Annotated in this window: 25 protein-coding genes; 17 read left to right on the forward strand and 8 right to left on the reverse strand. The window is 67.5% G+C overall.

Annotated features, from left to right (window positions below; all coding sequences use genetic code 11):
- On the reverse strand, nucleotides 1–768 hold the full coding sequence (locus QRN63_RS15555; RefSeq protein ID WP_285031570.1) for a WXG100 family type VII secretion target: 768 nt from the start codon (nucleotides 766–768) through the stop codon (nucleotides 1–3).
- Nucleotides 769–861: 93 nt separating this feature from the next.
- Nucleotides 862–2244, reverse strand: a complete 1383-nt coding sequence (gene dctA, locus QRN63_RS15560) for a C4-dicarboxylate transporter DctA (RefSeq protein ID WP_285031571.1) — start codon at nucleotides 2242–2244, stop codon at nucleotides 862–864.
- 98 nt (nucleotides 2245–2342) lie between these two features.
- On the opposite strand from dctA, the gene QRN63_RS15565 reads away from it, so the two are divergent.
- The 7 genes from QRN63_RS15565 to secA all read left to right on the forward strand — a co-directional run bounded on the left by QRN63_RS15565 (nucleotide 2343) and on the right by secA (nucleotide 11707).
- The gene (locus QRN63_RS15565) at nucleotides 2343–2972 is read left to right on the forward strand and encodes a dTMP kinase (RefSeq protein WP_267318113.1); all 630 of its coding nucleotides are present in this window, start codon (nucleotides 2343–2345) and stop codon (nucleotides 2970–2972) included.
- An 87-nt stretch (nucleotides 2973–3059) separates the two neighbouring features.
- On the forward strand, nucleotides 3060–3746 hold the full coding sequence (gene mtrA, locus QRN63_RS15570) for a two-component system response regulator MtrA (RefSeq protein WP_020102929.1): 687 nt from the start codon (nucleotides 3060–3062) through the stop codon (nucleotides 3744–3746).
- Between the two features lie 7 nt (nucleotides 3747–3753).
- Entirely contained in the window at nucleotides 3754–5406 is a 1653-nt protein-coding gene (gene mtrB, locus QRN63_RS15575) for an MtrAB system histidine kinase MtrB (protein ID WP_060999049.1), read from the forward strand.
- A complete protein-coding gene (lpqB, locus tag QRN63_RS15580) occupies nucleotides 5403–7163 on the forward strand; it encodes an MtrAB system accessory lipoprotein LpqB (protein ID WP_285031572.1) in 1761 nt (586 codons plus the stop codon). Before mtrB ends, lpqB begins: the two co-directional genes overlap by 4 nt.
- A 38-nt stretch (nucleotides 7164–7201) precedes the next feature.
- Complete coding sequence (locus QRN63_RS15585) at nucleotides 7202–7831, forward strand: ComF family protein (RefSeq protein ID WP_267318111.1); 630 nt, start codon at nucleotides 7202–7204, stop codon at nucleotides 7829–7831.
- A 307-nt stretch (nucleotides 7832–8138) separates the two neighbouring features.
- Nucleotides 8139–8807 carry a ribosome hibernation-promoting factor, HPF/YfiA family gene (hpf, locus tag QRN63_RS15590; RefSeq protein ID WP_267318110.1) on the forward strand — a complete coding sequence of 223 codons (669 nt, stop codon included), beginning with the start codon at nucleotides 8139–8141 and terminating at the stop codon, nucleotides 8805–8807.
- A gap of 128 nt (nucleotides 8808–8935) precedes the next feature.
- Nucleotides 8936–11707 carry a preprotein translocase subunit SecA gene (gene secA / locus QRN63_RS15595; RefSeq protein ID WP_285031573.1) on the forward strand — a complete coding sequence of 924 codons (2772 nt, stop codon included), beginning with the start codon at nucleotides 8936–8938 and terminating at the stop codon, nucleotides 11705–11707.
- Nucleotides 11708–11712: 5 nt separating this feature from the next.
- Here secA and QRN63_RS15600 read toward each other — a convergent pair whose 3' ends face one another.
- Nucleotides 11713–12213, reverse strand: coding sequence for an Rv3235 family protein (locus tag QRN63_RS15600; RefSeq protein ID WP_285031574.1), 501 nt, complete (start codon nucleotides 12211–12213; stop codon nucleotides 11713–11715).
- Between the two features lie 183 nt (nucleotides 12214–12396).
- On the opposite strand from QRN63_RS15600, the gene QRN63_RS15605 reads away from it, so the two are divergent.
- The 5 genes from QRN63_RS15605 (at nucleotide 12397) to QRN63_RS15625 (ending at nucleotide 17733) form a co-directional block, all read left to right on the forward strand.
- A complete protein-coding gene (locus QRN63_RS15605; protein ID WP_285031575.1) occupies nucleotides 12397–13809 on the forward strand; it encodes a WS/DGAT/MGAT family O-acyltransferase in 1413 nt (470 codons plus the stop codon).
- Nucleotides 13809–14636 carry a polyphosphate kinase 2 gene (gene ppk2 / locus QRN63_RS15610; protein ID WP_267318106.1) on the forward strand — a complete coding sequence of 276 codons (828 nt, stop codon included), beginning with the start codon at nucleotides 13809–13811 and terminating at the stop codon, nucleotides 14634–14636. Before QRN63_RS15605 ends, ppk2 begins: the two co-directional genes overlap by 1 nt.
- A gap of 6 nt (nucleotides 14637–14642) precedes the next feature.
- A complete protein-coding gene (locus tag QRN63_RS15615; RefSeq protein WP_267318516.1) occupies nucleotides 14643–15152 on the forward strand; it encodes a DUF6912 family protein in 510 nt (169 codons plus the stop codon).
- Nucleotides 15153–15237: 85 nt separating this feature from the next.
- On the forward strand, nucleotides 15238–16380 hold the full coding sequence (locus tag QRN63_RS15620; protein ID WP_267318105.1) for a ferredoxin reductase: 1143 nt from the start codon (nucleotides 15238–15240) through the stop codon (nucleotides 16378–16380).
- A 93-nt stretch (nucleotides 16381–16473) separates the two neighbouring features.
- On the forward strand, nucleotides 16474–17733 hold the full coding sequence (locus tag QRN63_RS15625) for a fatty acid desaturase family protein (protein ID WP_267318104.1): 1260 nt from the start codon (nucleotides 16474–16476) through the stop codon (nucleotides 17731–17733).
- 48 nt (nucleotides 17734–17781) lie between these two features.
- Here QRN63_RS15625 and rsgA read toward each other — a convergent pair whose 3' ends face one another.
- Nucleotides 17782–18759 carry a ribosome small subunit-dependent GTPase A gene (gene rsgA, locus QRN63_RS15630; protein ID WP_285031576.1) on the reverse strand — a complete coding sequence of 326 codons (978 nt, stop codon included), beginning with the start codon at nucleotides 18757–18759 and terminating at the stop codon, nucleotides 17782–17784.
- Nucleotide 18760: 1 nt separating this feature from the next.
- On the reverse strand, nucleotides 18761–20035 hold the full coding sequence (gene aroA / locus QRN63_RS15635) for a 3-phosphoshikimate 1-carboxyvinyltransferase (protein ID WP_285031577.1): 1275 nt from the start codon (nucleotides 20033–20035) through the stop codon (nucleotides 18761–18763).
- 18 nt (nucleotides 20036–20053) lie between these two features.
- On the opposite strand from aroA, the gene QRN63_RS15640 reads away from it, so the two are divergent.
- Both QRN63_RS15640 and QRN63_RS15645 read left to right on the forward strand, forming a co-directional pair.
- Nucleotides 20054–20884 carry an SOS response-associated peptidase gene (locus QRN63_RS15640; RefSeq protein WP_285031578.1) on the forward strand — a complete coding sequence of 277 codons (831 nt, stop codon included), beginning with the start codon at nucleotides 20054–20056 and terminating at the stop codon, nucleotides 20882–20884.
- Nucleotides 20881–22350 carry a DUF7059 domain-containing protein gene (locus tag QRN63_RS15645; protein WP_285031579.1) on the forward strand — a complete coding sequence of 490 codons (1470 nt, stop codon included), beginning with the start codon at nucleotides 20881–20883 and terminating at the stop codon, nucleotides 22348–22350. Before QRN63_RS15640 ends, QRN63_RS15645 begins: the two co-directional genes overlap by 4 nt.
- Here the strand turns inward: QRN63_RS15645 and QRN63_RS15650 are convergent, their stop codons facing one another.
- Nucleotides 22351–23109 carry a class I SAM-dependent methyltransferase gene (locus QRN63_RS15650; protein WP_285031580.1) on the reverse strand — a complete coding sequence of 253 codons (759 nt, stop codon included), beginning with the start codon at nucleotides 23107–23109 and terminating at the stop codon, nucleotides 22351–22353. It lies immediately after the preceding gene.
- Nucleotides 23110–23140: 31 nt separating this feature from the next.
- Between QRN63_RS15650 and QRN63_RS15655 the strand changes: the two genes are divergently transcribed.
- From QRN63_RS15655 to QRN63_RS15665, 3 genes are read left to right on the forward strand one after another with little or no spacing between them, the layout of a single operon-like run.
- Nucleotides 23141–23374, forward strand: coding sequence for a hypothetical protein (locus QRN63_RS15655; RefSeq protein WP_267318098.1), 234 nt, complete (start codon nucleotides 23141–23143; stop codon nucleotides 23372–23374).
- Nucleotides 23371–24255, forward strand: coding sequence for an oxygenase MpaB family protein (locus QRN63_RS15660; RefSeq protein ID WP_285031581.1), 885 nt, complete (start codon nucleotides 23371–23373; stop codon nucleotides 24253–24255). Before QRN63_RS15655 ends, QRN63_RS15660 begins: the two co-directional genes overlap by 4 nt.
- Nucleotides 24256–24293: 38 nt before the next feature.
- Nucleotides 24294–24500: a hypothetical protein gene (locus QRN63_RS15665; protein ID WP_285031582.1), complete on the forward strand. Its 207-nt coding sequence runs from the start codon at nucleotides 24294–24296 to the stop codon at nucleotides 24498–24500.
- A gap of 32 nt (nucleotides 24501–24532) precedes the next feature.
- Here the strand turns inward: QRN63_RS15665 and QRN63_RS15670 are convergent, their stop codons facing one another.
- Both QRN63_RS15670 and QRN63_RS15675 read right to left on the reverse strand, forming a co-directional pair.
- Nucleotides 24533–25381, reverse strand: a complete 849-nt coding sequence (locus QRN63_RS15670) for an SDR family oxidoreductase (RefSeq protein ID WP_267318095.1) — start codon at nucleotides 25379–25381, stop codon at nucleotides 24533–24535.
- Nucleotides 25378–25896 carry an aminoacyl-tRNA deacylase gene (locus QRN63_RS15675; RefSeq protein WP_285031583.1) on the reverse strand — a complete coding sequence of 173 codons (519 nt, stop codon included), beginning with the start codon at nucleotides 25894–25896 and terminating at the stop codon, nucleotides 25378–25380. The genes QRN63_RS15670 and QRN63_RS15675 overlap by 4 nt, the downstream gene beginning before the upstream one ends.
- Nucleotides 25897–25917 lie beyond the last annotated feature (21 nt).

Raw genomic sequence — 25917 nt, forward strand, 5'->3', positions numbered from 1 at the left:
TCAGGCTCTCCTGTTCTCACGACGGTGTTCAGCGTCTGACGTGGAGGTCGGCAGTGGGGCTGCGCCGGGCGAGGTGGGGGCGCCGGCCGCGCCATCCTGGGGATCGCTGGCCTTTTCGTCCTGGTCTTTTTCGGCGCCGTCTTTGTCGGCGTCTTTCTCGCCCTTGTCTTTGGCTTCGTGAGCGTCCTTCTCGGCGCCGCCTTGCGCCGCTTGCTGTCCAGCTTGGGCCGCCGCGGTCGCAATCTGTGCGCCGGCCTGCGCAAGCCCGGCGGCCATCTGGCCGACCTGCGAGAGTGGCTGGGCTGCCTGACCCAGTGAACCCATCATCTGTTGGGCAAGGCTGGGCAGCTGCGAGGCCACACTGCTCGCGCCGCCCCCGGCGCCGGATGACGCGCCCCCGGTTGGCGACGCAGCCGCCGTTGCGGGCGCTGCAGCCGGACTGCCGCCACCGGCAGACCCGCCGCCGTCCATGGCCGAACTGATCGCTGCGCCGCCCTGCTCGTCAGTGTTGCCGTACTGCTGTCCGGCCACCGAGAGCAAGCTCGACATGGCCTGCAATCCCTGCACCACCTGGCCTGCGCCGTTGTGCCATTGGTCCCATACCTTTCGGAAGGCCGATGCAGCGTCGCCTTTCCAATCGGACGTCAGGAGTTGAGAAACGCTCAGGTCCACGTGCGACAGCCCATCCTGCAGTTCCTGTGCGGAGTGGCTCAGGCTGTTCGAGGCAGCCGAAAATTCAGATTGGACGAGTTCGAGTGGCCGTCCCATAGGTCCCCCCTACGGCGCGAGTCGGTGCTTGCCGACTGCTCAGTCTATTGCCACCTCGGGGTGCGTCAGGGCGGCAATTACGCGCGTCCGGGTTTACGCAGGACCATGACTGCGTGCGGCCCGATCCGCCATCGGGTCAGCGTCGTCGAGCGGGGGAACGTCTTGGCCGTCGAGCACTTTGCGCATGCGGTCCTTGTCGAGTTGCCCTTCCCACGCGGCCACCACGAACGTCGCGACGCAGTTGCCCAGCAGGTTCACCGAAACGCGCATCGAGTCCATGATGCGGTCGGCGCCCAGGAGCAGGGCCACCGCGGCGACCGGGATGGCCCCGTGGCCGATGGCGGCGACGGTCGCCGACAGCGCGAGGAAGGACGAGCCGGGGACCCCGGCCATGCCCTTCGATGTCAGCATCAGCACGAGCACCGCGGTGATCTGTTCGCCAAGGCTCAGGTTCACGCCCAGGGCCTGGGCCAGGAACAGCACGCAGATCGAGAGGTAGAGGGTCGCTCCGTCGAGATTGAACGAGTAACCGGTCGGCACCACCAGACCTGTTGTGGTGCGTGAACAGCCGGCATTGGTCAGCTTGGCCATGATGCGCGGCAGCACGACCTCGGTGGACGCGGTGCCAAGCGCAAGGAACATCTCGTCCTTGATGTAGACCAGGAATTTGTACAGGTTGACGCCGGCGAAGACCTTCGCGACAACCCCGAGCACCAGGATGAAAAGCGCGGCCGCGAGATAGCAACAGCCGATCAGCTTGGCGAAGCTGCCCAGCGAGCTGATGCCGTATTGGCCGACGATGTAGGCCATCGCCCCGAACGCGCCGATCGGCGCGAGTCGCATCACCCAGCCGATGACGGTGAAGAACAGGTGGCTCAGATGGTCGACGATCTCGAGGATGACGGGCGGCCCCTTCTCGCCGAACTTCGCCAACGCCAGCCCGAACAGGACGGCGAAGAACAGCACCTGGAGCAGGTTGTTGTCGGTGAACGCCTTGAACACCGACTCGGGGATGATGTTCAGCAGGAAGTCGACGGTGTGCGGCAGTTCCTTGTTCTGGGTCTTCTTCGCGATCGCGTCGGCCCCGGTCGCCAGTGTGGCGGCGTCGACGTGGAAACCTGCCCCGGGTTTCACGATGTTGCCGACCACCAGCCCGAAGAGCAGCGCGAAGGTGGTCACCGCTTCGAAGTAGATCAACGCTTTCACGCCGATCCGGCCGACCGACTTGAGGTCACCGACGTGTGCGATGCCCAGCACGACGGTGCAGAAGATGATCGGCGCGATCAGCATCTTGATCAGCTTGATGAAGCCGTCGGCGAACGGCTTGAGGTCCGCGCCGACCTTCGGTTGCAGCCAGCCGACCAGGATTCCGGCGACGATCGCAACGAGCAGCTGCACGAAAAGCGACGAGTACCACGGTGGCTTGTTGGCGAGCCGGATCATCTCGCTTTGGGGAGGTTCGATCTTGGTCGCCATCGCGCGAAAGTACTGAGCGGGCATCACCGCGCGATTTCTGCGATGTTTCTGTGACGTCGCGCAGCAGATATATCGAATTCAGCAATTAGTCTCGCCACGTGCTGATCGCAATCGAAGGCGTCGATGGTGCCGGGAAGAACACCCTGACCCAGGGGCTGCGGGCGCAGTTCGAGGCCCGCGGCAAGTCGGTGACCACCGTGGCGTTCCCGCGGTACGGCCGGTCGGTCGAGGCGGATATCGCGGCGGAGGCGCTGCACGGCCGGCACGGCGACCTGGCGGAGTCGGTGTACGCCATGGCGATGCTGTTCGCGCTCGACCGCGCGGGCGCCAAGGCGGAGATCGCGGAATTGAGCGACGCGAATGATGTGGTGATCCTCGATCGGTACGTCGCCTCCAACGCCGCCTACAGCGCGGCCCGGCTGCACCAGGACGCCGACGGGGACGTCGTCGCCTGGGTGCGGCAGCTGGAGTTCGAGCGGTTGGCGCTGCCGGTGCCGGATTGGCAGCTCTACCTCAATGTGCCGACCGATCTTGCCGCGGAGCGGGCGGCGCGCCGGGAAGCTCAAGACAAGACGCGGACCCGCGACGCCTATGAGCGCGACGGCGGCCTGCAGGGCCGCACCGCTGCCGTGTACACGGCGCTCGCAGCCGAAAATTGGGTCGGCCGTTGGGCTTTGGTCGCGCCAGACGTCGACCCGGGGGAGCTGGCCGCAACGCTGCTGGGGTGATCGGGCCGCGTCGTCTAGCAGCAAGTTGTCAGGTAAGAGGCAAAACACCCATCGGAGATCACAGCTTTATCGCGATCTGGTGACACCATGGACGCCATGAGGCAACGCATTCTGGTCGTCGACGACGACCCATCTCTGGCCGAGATGCTCACCATCGTGCTGCGGGGCGAAGGCTTCGACACCGCCGTCATCGGTGACGGCAGCCAGGCGCTGACCGCGGTCCGCGAGCTGCGCCCGGATCTGGTGCTGTTGGACCTCATGCTGCCCGGAATGAACGGCATCGACGTGTGCCGTGTGCTGCGCGCCGACTCGGGCGTGCCGATCGTCATGCTGACCGCGAAGACCGACACGGTCGACGTGGTGCTGGGCCTGGAGTCCGGCGCCGACGACTACGTCATGAAGCCCTTCAAACCGAAGGAACTCGTGGCCCGGGTGCGGGCGCGGTTGCGCCGCAACGACGACGAGCCGGCAGAAATGCTGTCCATCGCCGACGTCGACATCGACGTGCCGGCCCACAAGGTGACCCGTCAGGGTGAGCAGATTTCGCTGACGCCGCTGGAGTTCGACCTGCTGGTCGCGCTCGCCCGGAAGCCGCGCCAGGTGTTCACCCGTGACGTGCTGCTTGAACAGGTGTGGGGCTACCGCCACCCGGCAGACACCCGCCTGGTGAACGTCCACGTGCAGCGCCTGCGGGCCAAGGTCGAGAAGGACCCGGAGAACCCGCAGGTGGTGCTGACCGTTCGAGGAGTGGGATACAAGGCCGGACCGCCGTGATCCGACGGTGATCTGGGGATCCCGACGACGCATCCGAGGCGGTTTCGGCTCGGGTGCGTTCGTGCGTGGGCTGGGCGCAGTCGGCCGGGTGGTCGGTTACGCGTGGCGCCGTTCGTTGCAACTGCGTGTGGTGTCGCTGACGCTGGGTTTGTCCCTTGCCGTCATTCTCGTGCTCGGTTTCGTGCTGACCAGTCAGATCACCGACCGCATTCTCGAAGCCAAGGTCCGTGCCGGTACCGAAGAGGTCGAGCACGCCCGCACGACGGTGAGCGGCATCGTCGGCGGCGAGGAGACACGCTCGCTCAACAGCAGCCTGCAGCTGGCGCGCAACACGTTGATCGACCGCAAGGTCGATTCGGGCTCGCGGCTGGCCGGCGCGTTCGATGCGGTGCTGGTGGTGCCGGGTGACGGTCCGCGCGCGGCCACGTCGGCCGGACCGGTGGGCGAGATCCCGAATTCGTTGCGGGACTTCGTCAAAGCGGGTCAGGTCAGCTACCAGTACGCGACCGTCCACACCGACGGGTTCTCCGGTCCCGCGCTGATCGTCGGCAGCCCGACGTCGTCACAGGTCACCAATCTCGAGCTGTACCTGATCTTTCCGCTGAGCAACGAAGAGAGCACCATCGCTCTCGTACGCGGCACCATGGCCACCGGCGGCATCGTGTTGCTGGGCCTGCTCGCGGCCATCGCCTTGTTGGTGGCACGGCAGATCGTGCTGCCGGTGCGCTCGGCGTCGCGCATCGCCGAGCGGTTCGCCGAGGGCCACCTCACCGAGCGCATGCCCGTGCGTGGTGAGGACGACATGGCGCGCCTGGCGGTGTCGTTCAACGACATGGCCGAGAGCCTGCACAAGCAGATCACCCAGCTCGAAGAGTTCGGAAACCTGCAGCGCCGCTTCACCTCTGACGTCAGCCACGAGCTGCGGACGCCGCTGACGACGGTGCGCATGGCCGCCGACCTGATCTACGACCACAGCGAGGAACTCGACCCGGCGCTGCGGCGCTCGACCGAGTTGATGGTCAATGAACTGGACCGTTTCGAGACGCTGCTGGCCGATCTGCTGGAAATCTCCCGCCACGATGCCGGTGTGGCCGAGCTGTCGGTCGAGTCGGTCGACCTGCGTGACACCGTGCAGAGCGCGCTCGACAACGTCGGGCACCTGGCCGACGACGCCAATATCAAACTCGCCGTGCATCTTCCGGACGAGGCCGTCATCGCCGAGGTGGATCCGCGCCGTGTCGAGCGCATCCTGCGCAACCTCATCGCCAACGCGATCGACCATGCGGAGAAGAAGCCCGTTCAGATCAAGATGGCGGCCGATGTGGATACCGTGGCAGTGACGGTCCGCGATTTCGGCGTGGGCCTGCGCCCGGGCGAGGAGAAGATGGTGTTCAGCCGGTTCTGGCGGTCCGACCCCTCGCGGGTGCGCCGCTCCGGTGGCACCGGTCTTGGCCTGGCCATCAGCATCGAGGACGCTCGCCTGCACCAGGGTCGCCTGGAGGCCTGGGGCGAGCCCGGGCACGGTGCCTGCTTCCGGCTCACGCTGCCGCTGGTGCGCGGCCACAAGGTGACCACCAGTCCGTTGCCCCTCAAACCCACTGGGCCCAAATCGGTTACGGCACTCTCATCCGGGGAACTGCCCGCGGGGGAGACGTCGTGAAAGGGGCATTGGCGCTCTGGGCCGTGCTGCTGCTGGTCCTGACGGGATGCGCCGGTGTACCCAGTTCGTCGGCGCCGCAGGCCGTCGGCACCGTCGACCGGCCGGCCCCGCGCAATCTGCCGACGCCGTCGCCCGGCATGGACCCGGACCTGCTGCTGCGCGAATTCCTCAAAGCCACCGCCGATCCCGCGAACCGACACCTCGCGGCACGCCAGTTCCTCACCGAATCGGCATCCCGTTCGTGGGACGACGCCGGCAGCGCCCTGCTGATCGACCGCGTCGTATTCGTGGAAACCCGTGGTACGGACAAGGTTTCGGTGACCATGCACGCCGACATCCTGGGCTCGCTGTCGGACGTCGGGGTATTCGAGACGGGCGAGGGTGCGCTGCCCGATCCCGGTCCCATCGACCTGGTGAAGACACCGCGCGGCTGGCGCATCGACAAGCTGCCCAACGGGGTGTTCCTGGACTGGCAACAGTTCCAGTCCACCTACAAACGGGACACGCTGTACTTCGTCGACCCGACCGGCAAGACCGTCGTGCCCGACCCGCGCTACGTCGCGGTGTCCGACCCGGACCAGCTGGCCACCGAACTCGTCACCAAGCTGCTGTCCGGGCCGCGGCCCGAAATGGCCAGCAGCGTGCGGAATCTGATGGCCGCACCGCTGCGGCTGCGCGGTCCGGTGACCCGGGCCGACGGCGGCAAGACCGGCGTCGGCCGCGGCTACGGCGGTGCCCGCATCGACCTCGAGAGCCTGTCGACCACCGACCCGCACAGTCGGCAATTGCTTGCGGCGCAGATCATCTGGACGCTGTTCCGGGCCGGCGTCAACGGCCCGTACGTGATCAACGCCGACGGCGCCGCCCTCGACGACCGCTTCGCCGAAGGCTGGAACACCTCCGACGTCGCGGCCACCGATCCGGGTGCCGATCCCGGCGCCGCGGCCGGCCTGCATGCCCTGGCCGGGGGATCGCTGGTGTCCCTGGAAGGCGACAACGCGCCGCGGGTCGCCGGCGCGTTCGGCCAGCTGCCGGGCCAGACCTCGGCTGCCCTGTCGCGCAGTGGGCAGGAGGTCGCCTCGGTGGTGACATTGCGGCCCGGGGCCCCGGACATGGCGCAGTCGCTGTGGGTGGGCCCGGTCAACGGCGACGCCGCTCAGGCACTCGACGCGCACACGCTGTCGCGTCCCAGCTGGTCGCTCGACGACGCGATCTGGATCGTGGTCGACGGCACCAACGTCGTGCGCGCGATCCAGGAGGCGGCATCGGGCCAGCCCGCCCGCATCCCCGTCGACTCGTCGGCCGTGGCCACCAAGTTCCCCGGCCCGATCAGCGCGCTGCAGCTGTCCCGCGACGCCACCCGCGCCGCCATGGTGATCAACGGCCAGGTGATCCTGGCCAGCGTCGAGCAGCGTGAGGGCGGCCAGCTCGCGCTCACCTACCCGCGCCGCCTCGGTTTCGGTCTGGGCAACACGGCGCAGTCGCTGTCCTGGCGCACCGGCGACGACATCGTGGTGACCCGCACCGATGGCGCGCACCCCGTGTCATACGTCAACCTCGACGGCGTGAACTCCGACGGCCCCACCCGGAACCTGGTGGTCCCGGTGTCCACCGTGGCGGCCAACACCTCGACGGTGTACCTCGCCGACCAGCGCGGTGTGCTGCAGCTGTCGGGTTCGGCAGCGGACAACAACCTGATGTGGACCGATGTCCGGCCGCTGATGCTCGCCGGCGCGCTGCCGGTGCTGCCTGGCTGAACCGGCCCGCTGTCGTACCCCACCGGCATGCTGACGCCATGCTCGACCTGGTTCTGCCCGTCGAATGCGGTGGCTGCGGCGCACCGTCGACCCGGTGGTGTCCCGCTTGCGCGGCCGAACTGACGGTCCGCCCCGACGAACCGCACGTCGTCACGCCGCGTGAGGATCCGGGCGTGCCGGTGTTCGCGCTCGGGCGCTACGCCGGCGCCAGAAGGCGGGCCGTCGTCGGGCTCAAAGAACACGGCCGCACCGATCTCGTCGCGCCGCTGGCCGACGCGGTCGCAGTAGCCCTGCACACCCTGATCACCTGGGGCCTGATCGTGCCGCCGCTGACGGTGGTGCCCGCACCGACCCGCAGCCTGGCCGCCCGGCGACGCGGCGGCGACCCCGTCGCGAAGATCGCCCGGGCCGCTGCCGGCCGCATGACGGGCGTGACGGTCCAGCCCGCGCTGGCCATGCGGGCCTTCACCAAAGACTCCGTCGGCCTGTCCAGTGCGCAACGACAGCGCAATATCCGCGGCCGGGTCCGGCAGCGCACACCGGTGGCTGGGGAGGCCATTGTGTTCGACGACGTGGTGACGACGGGTACGACGGCGGCCGAGGCGGTGCGCGTCCTGCAAACCTTCGGAGCACAGGTTTCGGCCGTGCTCGCGATAGCACACGCATGAGCTTCGAGGCGGTAGGACACGGCCCGCAACGCACCTACATCAACTCGATATGAAGTTCTCAAAACCGGTATGCGAAATCGGTGGCACGACTAGGTGAACTCGGACTACCGTCGGCTGCAACCATCCGTGAAGCCTCACGGCGGTACCGACACATTCACTCGGTACCAAATCGCTGACAGCGGTAGGAGGTGAGTAGTCAACACCTTGCGCCGGGCTGCGGCGACTTGCAGACCCGCTCGGCGCGTAGTTCAGACCGTGTGCAAGAAGAGCCACACGTGCACTGCGAGAGAGAAGCGAGTTGCTAAGCATGACAACACAATCCGTGGATTCCGTCCGCTCGACCATGTTTGCCGAAGATGCCGAGCCTGCGTCCGAACCGCACGCCGACGTCGTCGTCAAGGGCCGCAACGTCGAGGTCCCCGAACATTTCCGCATCTACGTTTCCGAGAAGCTCTCCCGACTGGAGCGCTTCGATCGCACCATCTACCTGTTCGACGTCGAACTCGACCACGAGAAGAATCGGCGCCAGCGCAAGAACTGCCAGCATGTCGAGATCACCGCGCGGGGTCGCGGTCCGGTGGTCCGCGGCGAAGCGTGCGCCGACAGCTTCTACGCCGCTCTCGAAGCCGCCGTCGGCAAACTCGAGAACCGGCTGAGGCGCAGCAAGGACCGCCGCAAGATCCACTACGGCGACAAGACGCCGGTGAGCCTCGCCGAGGCGACGTCCATCGTCCCGCCCGAGGACCTGCCCACGCCGCCGAGCCAGGCTGCCTCCGCCGAGCTCGATGACCACGTGCCCGGCCAGGTGGTTCGCGTCAAGGAGCACCCGGCCAACCCGATGACGGTCGACGACGCGCTCTACGAGATGGAGCTCGTCGGACACGACTTCTTCCTGTTCCACGACAAGGAGAGCGACCGGCCGACGGTGGTCTACCGCAGACACGCCTATGACTACGGACTGATCCGCCTGTCCTGAGGTCCCGCTGATGCGCCCCCGGCCGAACCGCCGGGGGCGCACTCTTATCTGCCGATTCCGCCGGTCACCTACGATGGTCACGTCTAACCCGCTGACGTATATCCGTTCCAGACCCACAGGGGAAAAGCGTGCTGTCGAAGTTGCTCCGCATCGGTGAAGGCCGCATGGTCAAGCGCCTGCAAAAGGTCGCCGACTATGTGAACACCTTGTCCGATGACGTCGAGAAGCTGTCGGACGACGAGCTGCGCGGCAAGACCGACGAGTTCAAGAAGCGCATCGCCGACGGTGAGTCGCTCGACGACCTGCTGCCCGAGGCCTTCGCCGTCGCCCGCGAGGCCGCCTGGCGGGTGCTGGACCAGCGCCACTTCGACGTTCAGGTGATGGGCGGCGCCGCGCTGCACTACGGCAACGTCGCCGAGATGAAGACCGGTGAGGGCAAGACCCTGACCTGTGTGCTCCCTGCCTACCTCAACGCGCTCTCCGGCAAGGGTGTGCACGTCGTCACCGTCAACGACTACCTGGCCAAGCGCGACAGCGAGTGGATGGGCCGCGTACACCGGTTCCTCGGACTGGACGTCGGGGTGATCCTGTCGCAGCTGACACCCGAGGAGCGTCGCGCCGCGTACGCCGCCGACATCACCTACGGCACCAACAACGAGTTCGGCTTCGACTACCTGCGCGACAACATGGCGCACTCGGTCGAAGACATGGTCCAGCGTGGCCACAACTTCGCCATCGTCGACGAGGTCGACTCGATCCTCATCGACGAGGCCCGTACCCCGCTGATCATCTCCGGACCCGCCGACGGTGCGTCGAACTGGTACACCGAGTTCGCGCGCATCGCGCCGCTCATGGAGAAGGACGTCCACTACGAGGTCGACATCCGCAAGCGCACCATCGGTGTGCACGAAGCGGGCGTGGAGTTCGTCGAGAACCAGCTGGGCATCGACAACCTCTACGAAGCCGCGAACTCGCCGCTGGTCAGCTACCTGAACAACGCCATCAAGGCCAAGGAACTGTTCCAGCGCGACAAGGACTACATCGTCCGCGACGGCGAGGTCGTCATCGTCGACGAGTTCACCGGCCGCGTGCTGGTGGGCCGCCGCTACAACGAGGGCATGCACCAGGCCATCGAGGCCAAGGAGCACGTCGAGATCAAGGCCGAGAACCAGACCCTGGCCACCATCACGCTGCAGAACTACTTCCGGCTCTACGACAAGCTCTCCGGCATGACCGGTACGGCCGAAACCGAGGCCGCTGAGCTGCACGAGATCTACAAGCTCGGCGTGGTGCAGATCCCGACCAACCGCGAGATGATCCGCCAGGACCAGTCCGACCTGATCTACAAGACCGAAGAGGCCAAGTACATCGCCGTCGTCGACGACGTGCAGGAGCGTTACGAGAAGGGCCAGCCGGTCCTGATCGGTACCACCAGCGTGGAGCGTTCGGAGTACCTGTCCAAGCAGTTCACCAAGCGCCGCATCCCGCACAACGTGCTCAACGCGAAGTACCACGAAAAGGAAGCGAGCATCATCGCCGAGGCGGGCCGGCTGAAGGCCGTCACGGTCGCCACCAACATGGCCGGCCGCGGTACCGACATCGTGCTGGGCGGCAACGTCGACTTCATCGCCGACGCGCGCCTGCGCAAGCGCGGTCTGGACCCGGTCGAGACTCCCGAGGAATACGAAGCGGCCTGGCACGAGGAACTGCCGAAGGTCAAGCAGCTGGTCGAAGAAGAGGCCAAGAAGGTCCGCGAGGTCGGTGGCCTGTACGTGCTGGGCACCGAACGCCACGAGTCGCGTCGTATCGACAACCAGCTGCGCGGCCGCTCCGGCCGTCAGGGCGACCCGGGCGAGTCCCGGTTCTTCCTGTCCCTGTCCGACGAGCTGATGCGCCGCTTCAACGGTGCCACCCTCGAGGCGCTGCTGACCCGGCTGAACCTGCCGGACGATGTGCCGATCGAGGCAAAGATGGTGACCCGCGCGATCAAGAGCGCGCAGACCCAGGTCGAGCAGCAGAACTTCGAGGTCCGCAAGAACGTCCTCAAGTACGACGAGGTGATGAACCAGCAGCGCAAGGTCATCTACCGCGAGCGCAAGGCGATCCTCGAGGGCGAGGACGTCCAGGAGACGGCGCACAAGATGCTGGTCGACGTCATCACCGCCTACGTCGACGGCGCCACCGCCGAGGGCTACGCCGAGGACTGGGATCTGGCCAAGCTGTGGGACGCGCTCAAGACGCTGTACCCGGTGGGCCTGGACTACCACGACCTGATCGACTCCGACGCGGTCGGCGAGCCGGGCGAGCTGACGCAGGACGAGCTGCGCGAGGCGCTGATCGCCGACGCCGAAAAGGCTTACGCCAAGCGCGAAGCAGACCTGGAGGCCATCGCCGGTCCCGGCGCCATGCGGCAGCTGGAACGCAGCGTGCTGCTGAACGTCATCGACCGCAAGTGGCGTGAGCACCTCTATGAGATGGACTACCTCAAGGAGGGCATCGGCCTGCGGGCCATGGCGCAGCGCGATCCGCTGGTCGAGTACCAGCGCGAGGGCTTCGACATGTTCACGGGCATGCTCGAAGGGTTGAAGGAGGAGTCGGTCGGCTTCCTGTTCAACGTGCAGGTCGAGGCTCAGCAGGCGCCGCAGGTGGCTCCGGTCGCGGCACCGCAGGGACTCGCGCAGTTCGCTGCGGAGGCCGAGCAGAACGCCGCCCAAGAGCAGGCCGTGCCGGCCGCTTTGCGCGCCAAGGGAATTGAGGACAGGGCACCGGCCATGACCTACAGTGGCCCGGCCGAGGACGGGTCCGCGGAGGTCCGTCGTCCGGGCGGCGGGCGCCACGCTGCAGGCGCCGGCTCCCGACGGGAACGTCGTGAGGCGGCGCGGAAGCAGAAGCGCGGCTGACCTGCTCAACCCAGCTGCAGGGCCACGAATTGCCAACGCCCGCCCAGCATTTCGATGCGTCCGGCGGCGGCGTGCAGTCGTGGCCCGCGGCTGAAGGTGGCGAACACCTCGACCGCCGTCGGCAGTCCGTCCCGTTCGCGGGCGGTCCGCATCCGCACCCGGCGCAGCGCTGCCGTGCCGTCGGTCCGGGTGTGACGGGGCCATGACGACATGGCGTCGAACAACGTCGGGGTGACCAGGGGGCGCAATTGCGCCATCGGACGGCGCCGGTCGCTGACCTCCAGGACCCGGCGCAGTGCGGCGTCGGCGAACATCAGCGCGGGCGTGGGCGGCGCGACCTCGGGCGGCGCGTCGACGGCGGATGCGGTGACGCAGCCGGGTTCAGGATCGGCGACCACCTGCAGCCGCTTGGGAGCCCGGACCGTCGCGCCCGTCTCGATCGGCGCGGGCTCGTAGTCGACGATCGGCGCGGTCAGGTCGACGTCGATACGGGTCGATGCGGTCATGAAATCTCTCCAGCGGTCGGTCAGTGCATGAGGCGCATCTGCTGGAGAGTCGCAGACCGCTAAATCATCGCACCGGTTTCACCAGGTGCTCGACGCCAATTCGCCGATCCGGTGCTGCAGGGGACCGGCCCCGGGGATACCGTGACGGGGTCGATCCGCCAGGGGTGAAGGAGAGCGGGCTGCATGGTGACCCGGTTGTCGGCGTCAGACGCGTCGTTCTACGGGCTGGAAGACTCATCGACACCCATGTACGTCGGGACGCTGTCCATCCTGCGTAAGCCGCGCGCCGGCCTGAGCTACGAGACGCTGTTGGCGACCGTCGAGGCCCGGCTGCCGCAGATCCCGCGCTACCGGCAGAAGGTCCGCGAGGTCACGCTCGGTCTGGCCCGGCCGGTCTGGGTCGACGACCGCGACTTCGACATCACGTATCACATCCGGCGTTCGGCGCTGCCGTCTCCGGGCAGTGATGCCCAGCTCCACGATCTGGTGGCCCGCCTCGGCTCGCGGCCGCTGGACAAGACCCGGCCGCTGTGGGAGATGTGCCTGGTCGAAGGGCTCTCCGACAACCGCCTGGCGATCTACACCAAGACCCACCAGGCGCTCGTCAACGGCATGACGGCGCTGGAGATCGGGCACGTCATCGCCGACCGGACGCAGAAGCCGCCCGACTTCGGCGAGGACATCTGGATCCCGGGCCGCGAGCCCAGCGACGTCTCGCTGCTGCTGGGCGCCATCGGTGAGTGGATCACCCGGCCGACGGCACAGCTGGCTGCCGTGCAGTCGGCCGCCACGGACATGATCTCCAGCACCGAACAGTTCGTCGAGGCCGGCCGGCGGGTCATCGACGTGGCCCGCACTCTGGTGCGCGGGACCGCCCCGAGCAGCCCGCTGAATGCCACGGTGTCGCGCAACCGGCGCTTCACCGTCGCCAAACACGAGCTCGAGGAGTACCGCCAGCTGCGGACGCGCTTCGACTGCGACGTCAACGACGTGGTGCTGTCGGTGGTGACCGGCGCGCTGCGGAACTGGCTGATGTCCCGCGGTCAATCGGTGTCGACGGGTCTGACGGTGCGGGCCATGGCGCCGATGTCCGTCTACCCCGAAACCGACCACCTGGAGACCGCCGGCCCCGGCCAGGCGATCAGCGAGGTGACGCCCTTCCTGGTGGACCTGCCGGTGGGTGAGAACAACGCGCTCGTCCGGCTGTCCCAGATCGCGCACGCCACCGAGACCCAGGCCACCACAACCACCCCGGTCGACGCGCGCACCATCGTCACGCTGTCGGGGTTCGCGCCGCCGACGCTGCACGCCATGGGCACCCGGGTCGCGACGAGCTTCCCGGCGCGCCAGTTCAACCTGCTGATCACCAACGTGCCGGGCGCGCAGAAGCAGATGTACGTCGCGGGCACCAAGTTGCTGGACACCTACGCGGTGCCGCCGTTGCTGAACAATCAGGTGCTGGCCCTCGGCATCACGTCGTACAACGGCAGCCTCTACTACGGCATCAACGCCGACCGCGAGGCGATGAGCGACGTCGACGTGTTTCCCAGCCTGCTGCGCGAAGCGCTCGACGAGTTGCGAGAGGCGGCACGCTGATGGCGAAGAGGGCCCGCAAGATCCCCAACGACGTCTACGAGGCCGAGATCTTCCGGCTGCAGACCGAGCTGGTGAAGCTGCAGGAGTGGGTGCGTGCCACCGGTGCCCGCGTCGTGATCGTCTTCGAGGGCCGCGACGCCGCGGGCAAGGGCGGCACCATCAAGCGCATCACCGAGTACCTGAGCCCGCGCATCGCGCGGGTCGCGGCGCTGCCGGCGCCGAGTGACCGGGAACGGGGCGAGTGGTACTACCAGCGCTACATCGCGCACCTGCCGGCCAAAGGCGAGATCGTGCTGTTCGACCGGTCCTGGTACAACCGGGCCGGCGTCGAGAAGGTGATGGGCTTCTGCACCCCTCAGGAGCACGCGCTGTTCCTGCGCCAGACCCCGATCTTCGAGCAGATGCTGATCGACGACGGCATCATCCTGCGCAAGTACTGGTTCTCGGTCTCCGACGGGGAACAGCTGAAGCGGTTCCGGTCCCGCCTGAACGATCCGGTCCGGCAGTGGAAGCTCTCGCCCATGGACCTGGAGTCGGTGTTCCGCTGGGAGGACTACTCGCGGGCCAAGGACGAGATGATGGTGCACTGTGACATCCCGCAGAGTCCGTGGTTCGTCGTCGAATCCGATATCAAGAAGCACGCGCGGCTCAACATGATCTCGCATTTGTTGTCGACGATCCCGTACGCGCCGGTCGACCATCCGAAGGTGGAGCTGCCAGAGCGTCCGGTGATCACCGGGACGTACCTCCGGCCCTCGCGGGAACTCACCACCTATGTGCCAGATCACGTGGCCGCGCTGATGGGCGATCCCGAGAGATCCCTTTAGAGTGCCCTGGTGCGCGTCTACATTCCGGCGACCCTGGCCATGCTCACGCAACTCGTGGGCGACGGGGTGATGCCGGCCCGCAGCGGTACCGCATTCGCGGTGACGCCGACCCTGCGTGAGGCGTACGCGCACGGTGACGAGGACGAGCTCGGCGAGATCGCGCTGCAGGAAGCGGCGCTGGCATCACTGCGACTGCTGGCCGGCGAAGGAGTCGGTGCGGACGCCGGGTTGCCGCCGCGGCGGGCGGTGCTGGTGGCCGAGGCCGACGACGTGACGGTGCGCCCCGACCTCGATGACGCGGTGGTGCGTCTGGCCGGGCCGGTCAAGCTGGCCGACGTGATCGCGGCGTACGTCGACAACTCGGCGGCCGAGCCGGCGGTGCTTGCTGCGGTGGCCGTCGTGGACGCTGCCGACCTCGGTGACGAGGACGCCGAGCTCACCGTCGGAGATGCTCAGGATCATGATCTGGCGTGGTACGCCGCCCAAGAGTTACCGTTTTTGTTGGAGCTGTTGTAGCCCCTGCCCCTGGCTTGCAGGGGTAGCTACTTGTGCGTAGGTTACGGTACCGTAGGTTAGGACGACCAACCGAGCGGGAGTGAACGTGGCCAAGAACACCATCAAGGTCTCGGCCAATGTGGTCGACACGGTGCGGCCCAAGGTTGCCGGTGCCAAGGAACGGCCGGGCTGGCACGCGCTGCGCACGCTCGTCGGGCGCATCACCACGCCGCTGCTGCCGGACGACTACCTCAAACTGGTCAATCCGCTGTGGTCGGCGCGGGAGTTGCGCGGCAAGGTCGTCGATGTGCGCCGCGAGACCGAGGATTCGGCAACCCTGGTGATCAAGCCGGGCTGGGGATTCTCGTTCGATTACCACCCTGGGCAGTACATCGGCATCGGTCTGCTGGTGGACGGCCGCTGGCGGTGGCGCTCGTACTCGCTGACGTCGAGCCCGGTGGAATCGCGCGGCGACCACACCATCACCATCACGGTGAAGGCCATGCCCGAGGGCTTCCTGTCGACCCACCTGGTCGGTGGCGTCGCACCCGGCACCATCGTGCGGCTGGCGGCGCCGCAGGGTGAGTTCGTCATGCCGGACCCCGCGCCGGGAAAGGTGTTGTTCCTGACTGCCGGCTCGGGTGTCACCCCGGTGATGTCCATGCTGCGCACCCTGGCGCGCCGGGACCAGATCACCGACATCGTCCACCTGCACTCGGCTCCGACCGCGGCCGACGTCATCTTCGCCGACGAGTTGGCGAAGCTGGCCGAGGACCATCCGAGCTACCAGTTGCGGGTGCGCGCCACCCGCACCGAGGGGCGCCTCGACCTGTCGAAGCTGGGCGAGGAAGTCGCCGACTGGCGGACGCGCGAGGCGTGGGCGTGTGGCCCGGAAGCCATGCTCCACGACGCCGAGCGGGAGTACGAGGCGGCGGGACTCGGGGTGCGGCTGCACCTGGAACGCTTCGCCGCGTCGCGGGCTGCGGTCGAGGGCACCGGTGGATCGGTCACCTTCCAGCGCAGCGGAAAGACCGTTGTCGCCGATGCTGCGACATCGCTGATGGAAGCCGGCGAACAAGCCGGCGTGCAGATGCCGTTCGGCTGCCGGATGGGTATCTGCCAGTCCTGCGTGGTGAGTTTGCTGGAGGGGCACGCGCGGGATCTGCGGACCGGAGCGGAGCGAGAACCGGGAAGCCGGGTGCAGACTTGCGTTTCGGCTGCGGCCGGCGACTGCGTGTTGGATATTTAACAAAACCGCAGATCTCGGAAATATAGAATTTGCTGTCTAGCAACCTACGGTTGAGTAGGTTACGCTAGCGTAGGTAATTGGAAGGAGGTCGATATGGCAGTCACTGACGTACCGGAATTCACGCACTTGACCGAAGCCGATATCGAGGCTCTGGGCGTCGAGTTGGACGCGATCCGGCAAGACATCGAGGAAAGCCGCGGCGTTCGCGACGCGCGCTACATCCGCCGCACCATCGCGGCACAACGTGCTCTCGAAGTGGCCGGCCGCCTGCTGCTGTTGCGCAGCTCTAAGCGGTCGTACTGGTGGGCCGGGGCAAGCACCCTGGGCGTGGCCAAGATCATCGAGAACATGGAGATCGGCCACAACGTCATGCACGGCCAGTGGGACTGGATGAACGATCCCGAGATTCACTCCTCGACGTGGGAGTGGGACATGAACGGGGTCTCCAAGCACTGGCGGTTCACCCACAACTTCATGCACCACAAGTACACGAACATCCTCGGGATGGACGACGATGTGGGCTACGGCCTCATTCGTGTCACCCGGGACATCCGATGGAAGCCCCATCACCTGTTCAACCTCGGGTTCAACACCGTTCTGGCACTGCTGTTCGAGTGGGGCGTCGGTCTGCAGCACCTGGAGCTCGGCAAGATCTTCAAGGGCCGTGACGACCGCAAGGCCACGATGATCCGCGTGCGTGAGTTCGGCACCAAGGCCGCGCATCAGCTGGGCAAGGACTACGTCGCGTACCCCGCGCTCACGTCCCTGTCCCCGGGTGCCACGTTCAAGTCGACGATGAAGGCCAACTTCCTGGCCAACGTCATCCGCAACGTGTGGGCCAACGCGGTGATCTTCTGCGGCCATTTCCCCGATGGCGCCGAGAAGTTCACCAAGACGGACATGGTCGGCGAATCCAAGGGCGAGTGGTACCTGCGCCAGATGCTGGGCAGTGCCAACTTCAACTCGGGCCCGGTGCTGCGCTTCATGAGCGGCAACCTGAGCCACCAGATCGAGCATCACCTGTACCCGGACCTGCCCAGCAACCGGCTGTACGAGATCTCGATCCGCGTTCGGGCGCTGTGCGAGAAGTACGACCTGCCGTACACCACCGGGAACTTCCTGGTGCAGTACGGCAAGACGTGGCGCACCATCGCCAAGCTGTCGGTGCCGAACAAGTACCTGACCGACACCGTCGACGACGCCCCGGAGACCCGGAGCGAGCGGATGTTCGTCGAGCTCGACGAGAGCTTCGGCGCCGTCGACCCGGCGACGGGCAACAAGCGCGGTCTGAAGACGGCCATCGCCACCGTGCGTAGCCGCCGTCGGGCCAAGCGCGCCGCAGCCGCTGCGTAAAGCACTCGTGAAAACCCCCAAAACCTCACGGTTTTGGGGGTTTTCGCGTTAGTACATCGGCTCGTTCAGGACCGCGAGGAGACGCCGGGCCGCGGCGACGCGGTCGACGGCCGGGCCCGTCAGTTCGTCCAGTGCGCATTCCGGATCGGCGGGTGGGCCCATGTGCCCACAGCCGCGAGGGCAGTCCTCGATGGCCGCGGCGAGGTCGGAGAAAGCAATCAGTACGTCGTCGGGCTTGATGTGCGCGAGGCCGAACGACCGGATGCCCGGCGTATCGACGACCCAGCCGTCGTCGAGCGGCAGCGCCACCGACTGCGTCGAGGTGTGCTTGCCCTTGCCGACGCCCGACACGTCGCCGACAGCCCGACCCGCTTCTGGCACAAGGCGATTCACCAACGTGGACTTGCCGACGCCGGAATGGCCGAGCAGGACGGTGACGTGCCCTTCGAGCATGGGTGCGACGGCGTCGAGCGGGTCGTCACGGCCGGCGGTGACGATCGTGATGTCGAGGCCGGCGAACTCCGCGGCAAATGGCTCGGCCGGCGCCAGATCGTTTTTGGTCAGGCACAGAATCGGTCGCAGCCCCCCGGTATAGGCGGCGATGAGGGCACGCTGCACCAGCCCGGCCCTCGGCGGCGGATCGGCCAGCGCGACCACCATCAACAACTGGTCGGCGTTGGCGACCACCACCCGTTCGGTCGGATCGGTGTCATCGGCGGTGCGGCGCAACACGGTTCGGCGTTCGTCGCGACGGACGATGCGCGCCAGGGTGTCGGGCTTGCCCGACAGGTCGCCGACGATGCCCACCGAGTCGCCGACGACGATCGGGGTGCGGCCCAGTTCGCGGGCCCGCATCGCGGTGACGATGTGGTCGGGATTGCCGTCGAGCGCACAACCCCAGCGGCCACGGTCGACGGTGACGACCATGGCCTCGCGTGCGTCGGCGTGGCTCGGCCGGTTCTTGGTGCGGGGACGCGAACCTTTGCCCGAGCGCACCCGGACATCTGATTCGTCGTACTCCCGCAAGCTATTTCCCGGCCAGCAGGTCTGCCCACATACCAGGGAAATCGGGCAGCGTCTTGGCTGTGGTGGCGATGTCCTCGACCTGGACGCCCGGCACCCGCAGGCCGATGATCGCGCCGGCGGTGGCCATCCGGTGGTCGGCATAGGACCGCCAGAGACCTTCGTGCAGCGGCACGGCCGTGATCACCAGACCGTCGTCGGTCTCCCGGCACTGGCCGCCCAGCCCGTTGATCTCGTTGGTCAGCGCCGCGAGGCGGTCGGTCTCGTGGCCGCGCAGATGCGCGATGCCCGAGAGCGTCGACACCGAACCCGGGCTGGCCAGTGCGGCCAGGGCGGCCATCGACGGTGCCAGCTCACCGACGGCCTTCAAGTCGGCCTCGAAGCCGCCGTAGCCCTGCGCGCCACGCACCTCCAGGTGCGAATCAACAATGCGGACAACGGTATTCAGCTTGCCCAGCAGCTCCAGGACGTCACCGGTGGGCTGCACGCTCTGCTGCGGCCAGTGGGCCAGTCGTACCGTGCCGCCGGTCACCGCGGCGGCCGCCAGGAACGGTACCGAGTTCGACAGATCGGGTTCGATGGCCCAGTGCCGCGCGGCGATCGGGCCGGACGACACCTGCCAGCGGTTCGGCTCGCTGTCGTCGACCTCGACGCCCGCCTCACGCAGCATCGTGATGGTCATCTCGATGTGCGGCTGCGACGGCACCGTTTCGCCGGTGTGGATCACGGTCAGGCCGTCACGGAAAGTGGCTCCCGACAACAACAGTCCGGACACGAACTGCGACGACGACGACGCGTCGATCCGGACCTCGCCGCCGGCCACCGACCCGGTGCCCGACACGGTGAATGGCATGCCGTCGCCGTCGATGTCGACGCCCAGGCCGCGCATGGCGTCCAGCAGCGGCGTGATGGGACGGGTCTTGGCCTGCTCGTCGCCATCAAAGGTGACGAGACGACGACCGACAGCCGCCACCGGCGGGACGAAGCGCAGCACGGTGCCGGCCAGCCCGCAGTCGATGCGGACCTGGTCGGCGGGGGAGATGGCGCCGCCCACGGTCAGTTCGGTGCCGTCACCGCTGATCGTCACGCCCAGCGCCTGCAGGGCGCCGATCATCAGGTTGGTGTCGCGGCTGCGCAGTGCGCCGCTGATGGTCGAGGTCCCCTGCGGTGTGGCCAGGGCTGCCAAGATCAGCGCTCGGTTGGTCTGCGACTTCGATCCCGGCACGGTGACAGTGGCTTGCACCGGACCGGTCACCGACGGTGCGGGCCACGTTTCCATGCCCCTATCCTGCCTGGTATGTGCGGGCGATTTGCAGTCACCACCGACCCGGCTCTGCTGGCGGAGAAGATCCAGGCTCTGGACGAGAGCGCCGCCAAGGCGCCGGAAGCGGCAAAAGACGGCGGTGAACAGGGCAGCACCGCGCCGTCGGCCAACTACAACGTGGCGCCCACCACGACCATCAGCACCGTGGTGCGGCGGCATTCCGAGCCTGACGACGAGCCCACCCGCCGGGTCCGGTCCATGCGCTGGGGCCTGATCCCGCCGTGGGTGAAGACCACGGCCGACGGCGCGCCGGACACCAAGGGGCCGCTCCTGATCAACGCGCGCGCCGAGACACTGACCACGTCACCGGCGTTCCGGGGTTCGGCGAAATCGAAGCGGTGCCTCATCCCGATGGACGGCTGGTACGAGTGGCGGCCCAACCCGGCCGCCGACGGCAAGAAGGCCACCAAGACGCCGTTCTACATGCACGCCGCCGACGATGACCTGCTCTTCATGGCGGGTCTGTGGACGACGTGGCGCCCGAAAGGGGCGAGCGAAGCGACGGGGGAGGCTGCAGGCGCGTCACGCGACAGTCTTCCGTTGGTCAGCTGCACGATCATCACGACTGAGTCGGTCGGTCCGCTGGCCGGCATCCACGACCGCATGCCGCTGACCATCAGCGCCGGCGACTGGGACCGCTGGCTCGATCCCGACGCGCCCATCGACGAGGGGCTGCTGCGCGGGCACGGCGACCTGGACCGCATCGTCACGCGGGAGGTGTCGAAGTTGGTCAACAGCATCCGCAACAACGGCCCCGAACTCATCGAGCCCGCAACGGACGAATCCGAAGGGACGCTGTTTTGACCGCCCTGGACCCGTTGTTGGTGGAAGCCCTCGGCGCTGATCTGCGCGCGGCCGGATACACCACCGACGGCGTGGCCGAACTGCTCGGCGACGACGCGAACGCCGCCATGGGCCGTGGCGTGTGGTGGCCGGCGCTGCGGGCGACGTCCGGAGGCGGCCCCCTGGCCACGTTGGTGCGGCTGTTTCTGCTCGGTGCCGACGAACCGGCGGACCGGGTGCGGGCGGCGTTCCCATCGGCCGGTGTGGCCGAGTTGGCGGCGGCCGGCGTGCTGGAGGTGGGCGACACCGTCAGCGCGGCCCTCGACATCCGCCCGCACAGCGACGGCGAACGCGATTTCTACGTCGTCTCCGATCAGGATGCCGCGCTACGCGCCGGGCCGGTCGAGCATGAGCATGTGCTCGGCATCGGCGGTGCGTCGATGTCGTTGGCGCGGGCTGTGATCCGCACTCCGGTACAACGCGCGCTCGATCTGGGCACCGGCTGCGGCATCCAGGCGCTGCACCTGAACCGGCACTGCGCCGACATCGTGGCCACCGACACCAACCCGCGGGCACTGACGCTGGCGCGGGCCACGGCGGACATCAACGGGATGTCGTGGGATCTGCGGCCCGGCAGCCTGTTCGAGCCGGTGGAGGGGGAGCGGTTCGACCTCATCGTGTCCAACCCGCCGTTCGTGGTCGGCGCGGGTGCCCAGGACTACATCTATCGCGATTCGGGTGTCGCCGGAGATGGACTGTGCCGCACCATCATCGAGAACGTCGGCAATTACCTGACGCCCGGTGGCACCGCCCAGATTATGGCCAATTGGATTGTCCGGGAAGATGATTGGCGGACCAGGGTGCAGGGCTGGCTGGCCGGCACCGGGCTGCACGCCTGGGTGGTGCAGCGGGAGCTGGCCGACCCGGTCAGCTATGTGTCGCTGTGGCTGGCCGACGCGGGTGAGTCCGCGGAACAGATCGCGCAGCGCGGCGCGGACTGGCTGGACTGGTTCGACGCCGAGGGCATCAGCGGGATCGGCATGGGACTGATCTCGCTGCGCGTGCCGCGTCCGGGTGAAGAGCCCGAGCAGATTCTCGAGGAGATCACCGACGAACCCATCACGGGTATCGAGGTGGAGGCGTTCTTCGCCCGTCGCGCCTACCTGCGCGACACCTCGGACGACGTGCTGCTGGCCGCCCGCCTGTCGACCGCCCCGGTTCTGCTGGAACAACATTCGCTGCCCGGGCCGGACGGCTGGCAGGAGATCGGATGCGCGGTTCGTCGCCCCGGCGGGCCCGGTGCGGTGCTCGGGGTGGACGAGGTGTTCACGGCACTGCTGGCCGGGTGCCGCGGCGAGGTGCCGCTGGGCACGCTCATCGGACTGCTGGCCGCGCATCACGGGGTGGATGCCGACGCCCTCGCCGAGGCGGCGCTGCCGGAGATTCGCGAGGCCATCGGCCGGGGAATTCTCTACCAGGCCAACTGATCAGCGCCGGTGCGCCGTGATCACCGCGTACGGTGCGTCGAAAGCGACGGTGCCGTCGGATGATTCGTGGGCAGCGAACGCCGCGGTGAAGGCCTCGATGAGTCGGGCCCGGGTGTCGTCGTCGAGGTACGTGAAGGTGGTCACGTGCACGGGCGATTCCGCGGTGATGAACCGCACCGCGTCGTCCACTGACCCGAATCGCCAGACGAGCGTTCGGTTTTGGATGTCCACATCGGTGAAGTCGGTGGCGAGCCGCTCGTGGACCAGCTCGGGTACGCCCCACTGCTCCGGTGAGTACGGGCCGGGTTGCGGTTGGCCCAGGACCTCGACGACCGGGGTGAAGAACGGATTGTCCGCGGCCCTGACCCACGCTGAGAATCCGAGAGCGCCACCGGGTTTGAGTAGCCGGGCGATCTCGGCGACCATGCTGGCCGGCTCGACGAAGATGATGCCCATGTTGGACACCGCGGCGTCGAAGGAGGCGCTGGGCAGTCCGGTGGCGGAGGCATCGGCGGCCACCCACTCGACCGCATCGCCGCCGGGCTTTTCGGCGGCGATGGCCAGCAACTCCGGCGTGATGTCGACGCCGGTGACCTGCGCACCGAGGCCGGCGGCGTGCAGGGACGCATTGCCGGTTCCACAGGCCAGATCGACCAGCGCGGTGCCGGGGCCATGCGGTACGGCGGCGACCACCTCGGCGGCGATGGGGGCGATGAATTCGGCGACGGTCTCATACCGTCCGACTGACCACGTCGACATGCGGCCACTGTATGCCTAGGTTGAAAGCACCATGACCGACGACGAAGAACGTGCACCGGGCATCTTCGGTTTCGAGATGACGATCGCGGAGTGGCTGGGCACCGCCGCCATGCTCGCCGCGCCGTATCTGCTGCTCGGTGTGCTGTGGGCCGTGACCCACACCGCCGCCTTCGAGGCGGCCCACGGCACCGGGCGCGTGCTGGTCTTCGCCCGGACCGTGGTGTTCTGGCCGATGCTGTTGCTGACGAACATGTGCCTGCCATGACCGGCGATTCACCCGCGCTCACCCTCGCGGACTGCCGCATCCAGATTCGGCACCGCACCGCACGCTGGGACGAGCACCCGGTGACCATCGCCGACGCCGCCGACTTCTGGGGCGCGGCGGCCAGCGCGGCGAACGTCATCATGCAGCTGTCGTGGCCGGGTGTCGGGTACGGCGTGGTGGAGAGCAAGGTGGATTCGGGGAACCTGCTCAAGCATCCGTGGAAGCGCGCCCGCACCACGTTCCAGTACCTCGCGGTGGCCATCCTCGGCAATGAGGAGGACCGCGCGGCCATGCGCAAGGCTGTCGATTCCGCGCACCGGCAGGTGCAGTCCGGCCCGGACAGTCCGGTGCGCTACAACGCTTTTGACCGCGATCTGCAGATGTGGGTCGCCGCGTGCCTGTTCGTCGGCATGGAGGACGTCTACCAACTGCTGCGCGGCGAGCTGACACCCGAACTGGCCGAACAGTTCTACCGGTCGGCCGCCCCGCTGGGCACCACGCTGCAGGTCACCGCCGACCAGTGGCCGGCCACCCGGGCCGAGTTCGACGACTACTGGACCGCGGCCTGTACCAAGGTCGCCATGGACGACGCCGTCCGCGGTTATCTGACGGACCTCGTGCGCCTGAAGATGATCAATCCGGTTCTGGCACTGCCGTTTCGGCCGTTGCTGACGTTCCTCACCGGAGGCTTCCTGGCGCCGGTGTTCCGGGACGCGATGCGTATGTCGTGGGGCAGCGGGCGCCAGTATCTGTTCGAAACGCTGTTCCGGCTGGTCGCATTCGTCAACCGGTTCCTGCCGCTTTTCGTGCGGCAGGCCGGAAGCTATGTGCTGCTGGCGTACGTACGCAGGCAGATTCGCCGGGACGGGGAGTTGATCTGATGCGCCGATTGCTCAGCCGGCGCGTCAGCGTCGGCGCAATGACCGAATTCTTGCTGTGGATGGCGCTGCCGTACCTGCTGATCGGGATGGCCTGGACGTTTCTGCACCCGCATGCGGTGCAGGAGGTGCAGAAACAGTGGGACCGCGCGTTTCCCGCGATCGCGCCGCTGGCCGCGCTCGTCGAGGTGACGGTGGCGTGGCCGCCCATGGTCACGGGTGTGGAGATCTGCCCGGCCGCCGAGTAGTTGGCGTAGTCGGCGTAGTCGGCGTAGTCGGCTCAGGGGCCGGTGTATCCGGGCGGGTTGGGGGTGTCCACCCAGAGGTCGACGCCGAGCTCGGCGTTCGGGGTGCAGTTGTACACCGACAGGTCGGTGACGCCGGATTCCAGCAGTACGTCCTCGCACAGCAGGCTCTGCCCGGTGTAATCGCGGGCCGGCTTGTTGAAGATGGCGTAGGCGGCGTCGGAGTACACCTCTGGGCGGCGGGCCTTGGCCATTGCCTCGTCACCGCCGAGCAGGTTCTGCACCGCGGCGGTGGCGACCAGGGTGCGCGGCCACAGGGTGTTCGAGGCGATGCCGGCCTCGCGCATCTCTTCGGCGATACCCAACGCGCACAACGTCATTCCGTACTTCGCCATCATGTAGGCGGTCGGCTTCAGCCACTCCGATTCCATCCGGATCGGCGGCGACAGGGTCAGGATGTGCGGGTTCTCCCGGCCCTTCATGTGGGGAATACAGGCCTGTGAGACCGCGTAGGTGCCGCGGATCTGGATGCCGTTCATCAGGTCGAAGCGCTTCATCGGCACTTCCTCGATGGAGCCGAGGTTGATGGCCGAGGCGTTGTTCACGCAGATGTCAATGGCGCCGAACTGCTCGACCGCCTGGGCCACGGCGGCGGTGACGGAGTCGGGGTCGCGGACGTCACCGACGATCGGCAGCGCCTGGCCACCGACCGCTTCGATCTCCTTGGCCGCGGTATAGACGGTGCCGTCGAGCTTGGGATGAGGCTCGGCGGTCTTGGCGAGCAGCGCGACGTTCGCGCCGTCAGCCGCGAACTTCTTGGCGATGGCCAGGCCGATGCCACGGCTGGCACCGGAGATGAACATGGTCTTCCCGGACAGTGTCATGCGCACACCCTATGCCGCCGGAGTTGCCGCGGAGCGCATATCTCGGCAGTCACTGCAGAGGTCGCGGTGACCAGGTCGGCGGGCGCCAGAACGATGTCCAATCCGCGTTTTCCCGCGCTGCACAGCACCCGGTCCCAGCCCAGTGCCGACCGGTCCACGACCGTCGGCAACGCTTTGCGTTGTCCCAGCGGGGAAATACCGCCGACGACGTATCCGGTGGAGCGTTGCGCGGCGGCCTGCTCGGCCATCTCGGCCTTGGATACACCGAGCGCGGCCGCCGCGGCCTTGAACGACAGCTTGTCGGGCACGGGCAGCACCGCGACGGCCAGGCCGCCGGGGACCGCGAGCACCAGCGTCTTGAAGATCTGTGCCGCGACGAACCCGTCCGCGGCGAGCTCGTTGACGGCTTCGTCGCCGAACGACGTGGCCCGCGGGTCGTGCCGGAACTGCCGAATCTCGTAGCTGATCCCCGCGGCCTGGAGGGCCTTGATCGCCGGGGTTGCCGCGCTCGCCATGGCTGCGAGCGTAGAGGCCGG

Source organism: Mycolicibacterium sp. lyk4-40-TYG-92 (genome assembly GCF_030209435.1).
Taxonomy (GTDB): Bacteria; Actinomycetota; Actinomycetes; order Mycobacteriales; family Mycobacteriaceae; genus Mycobacterium.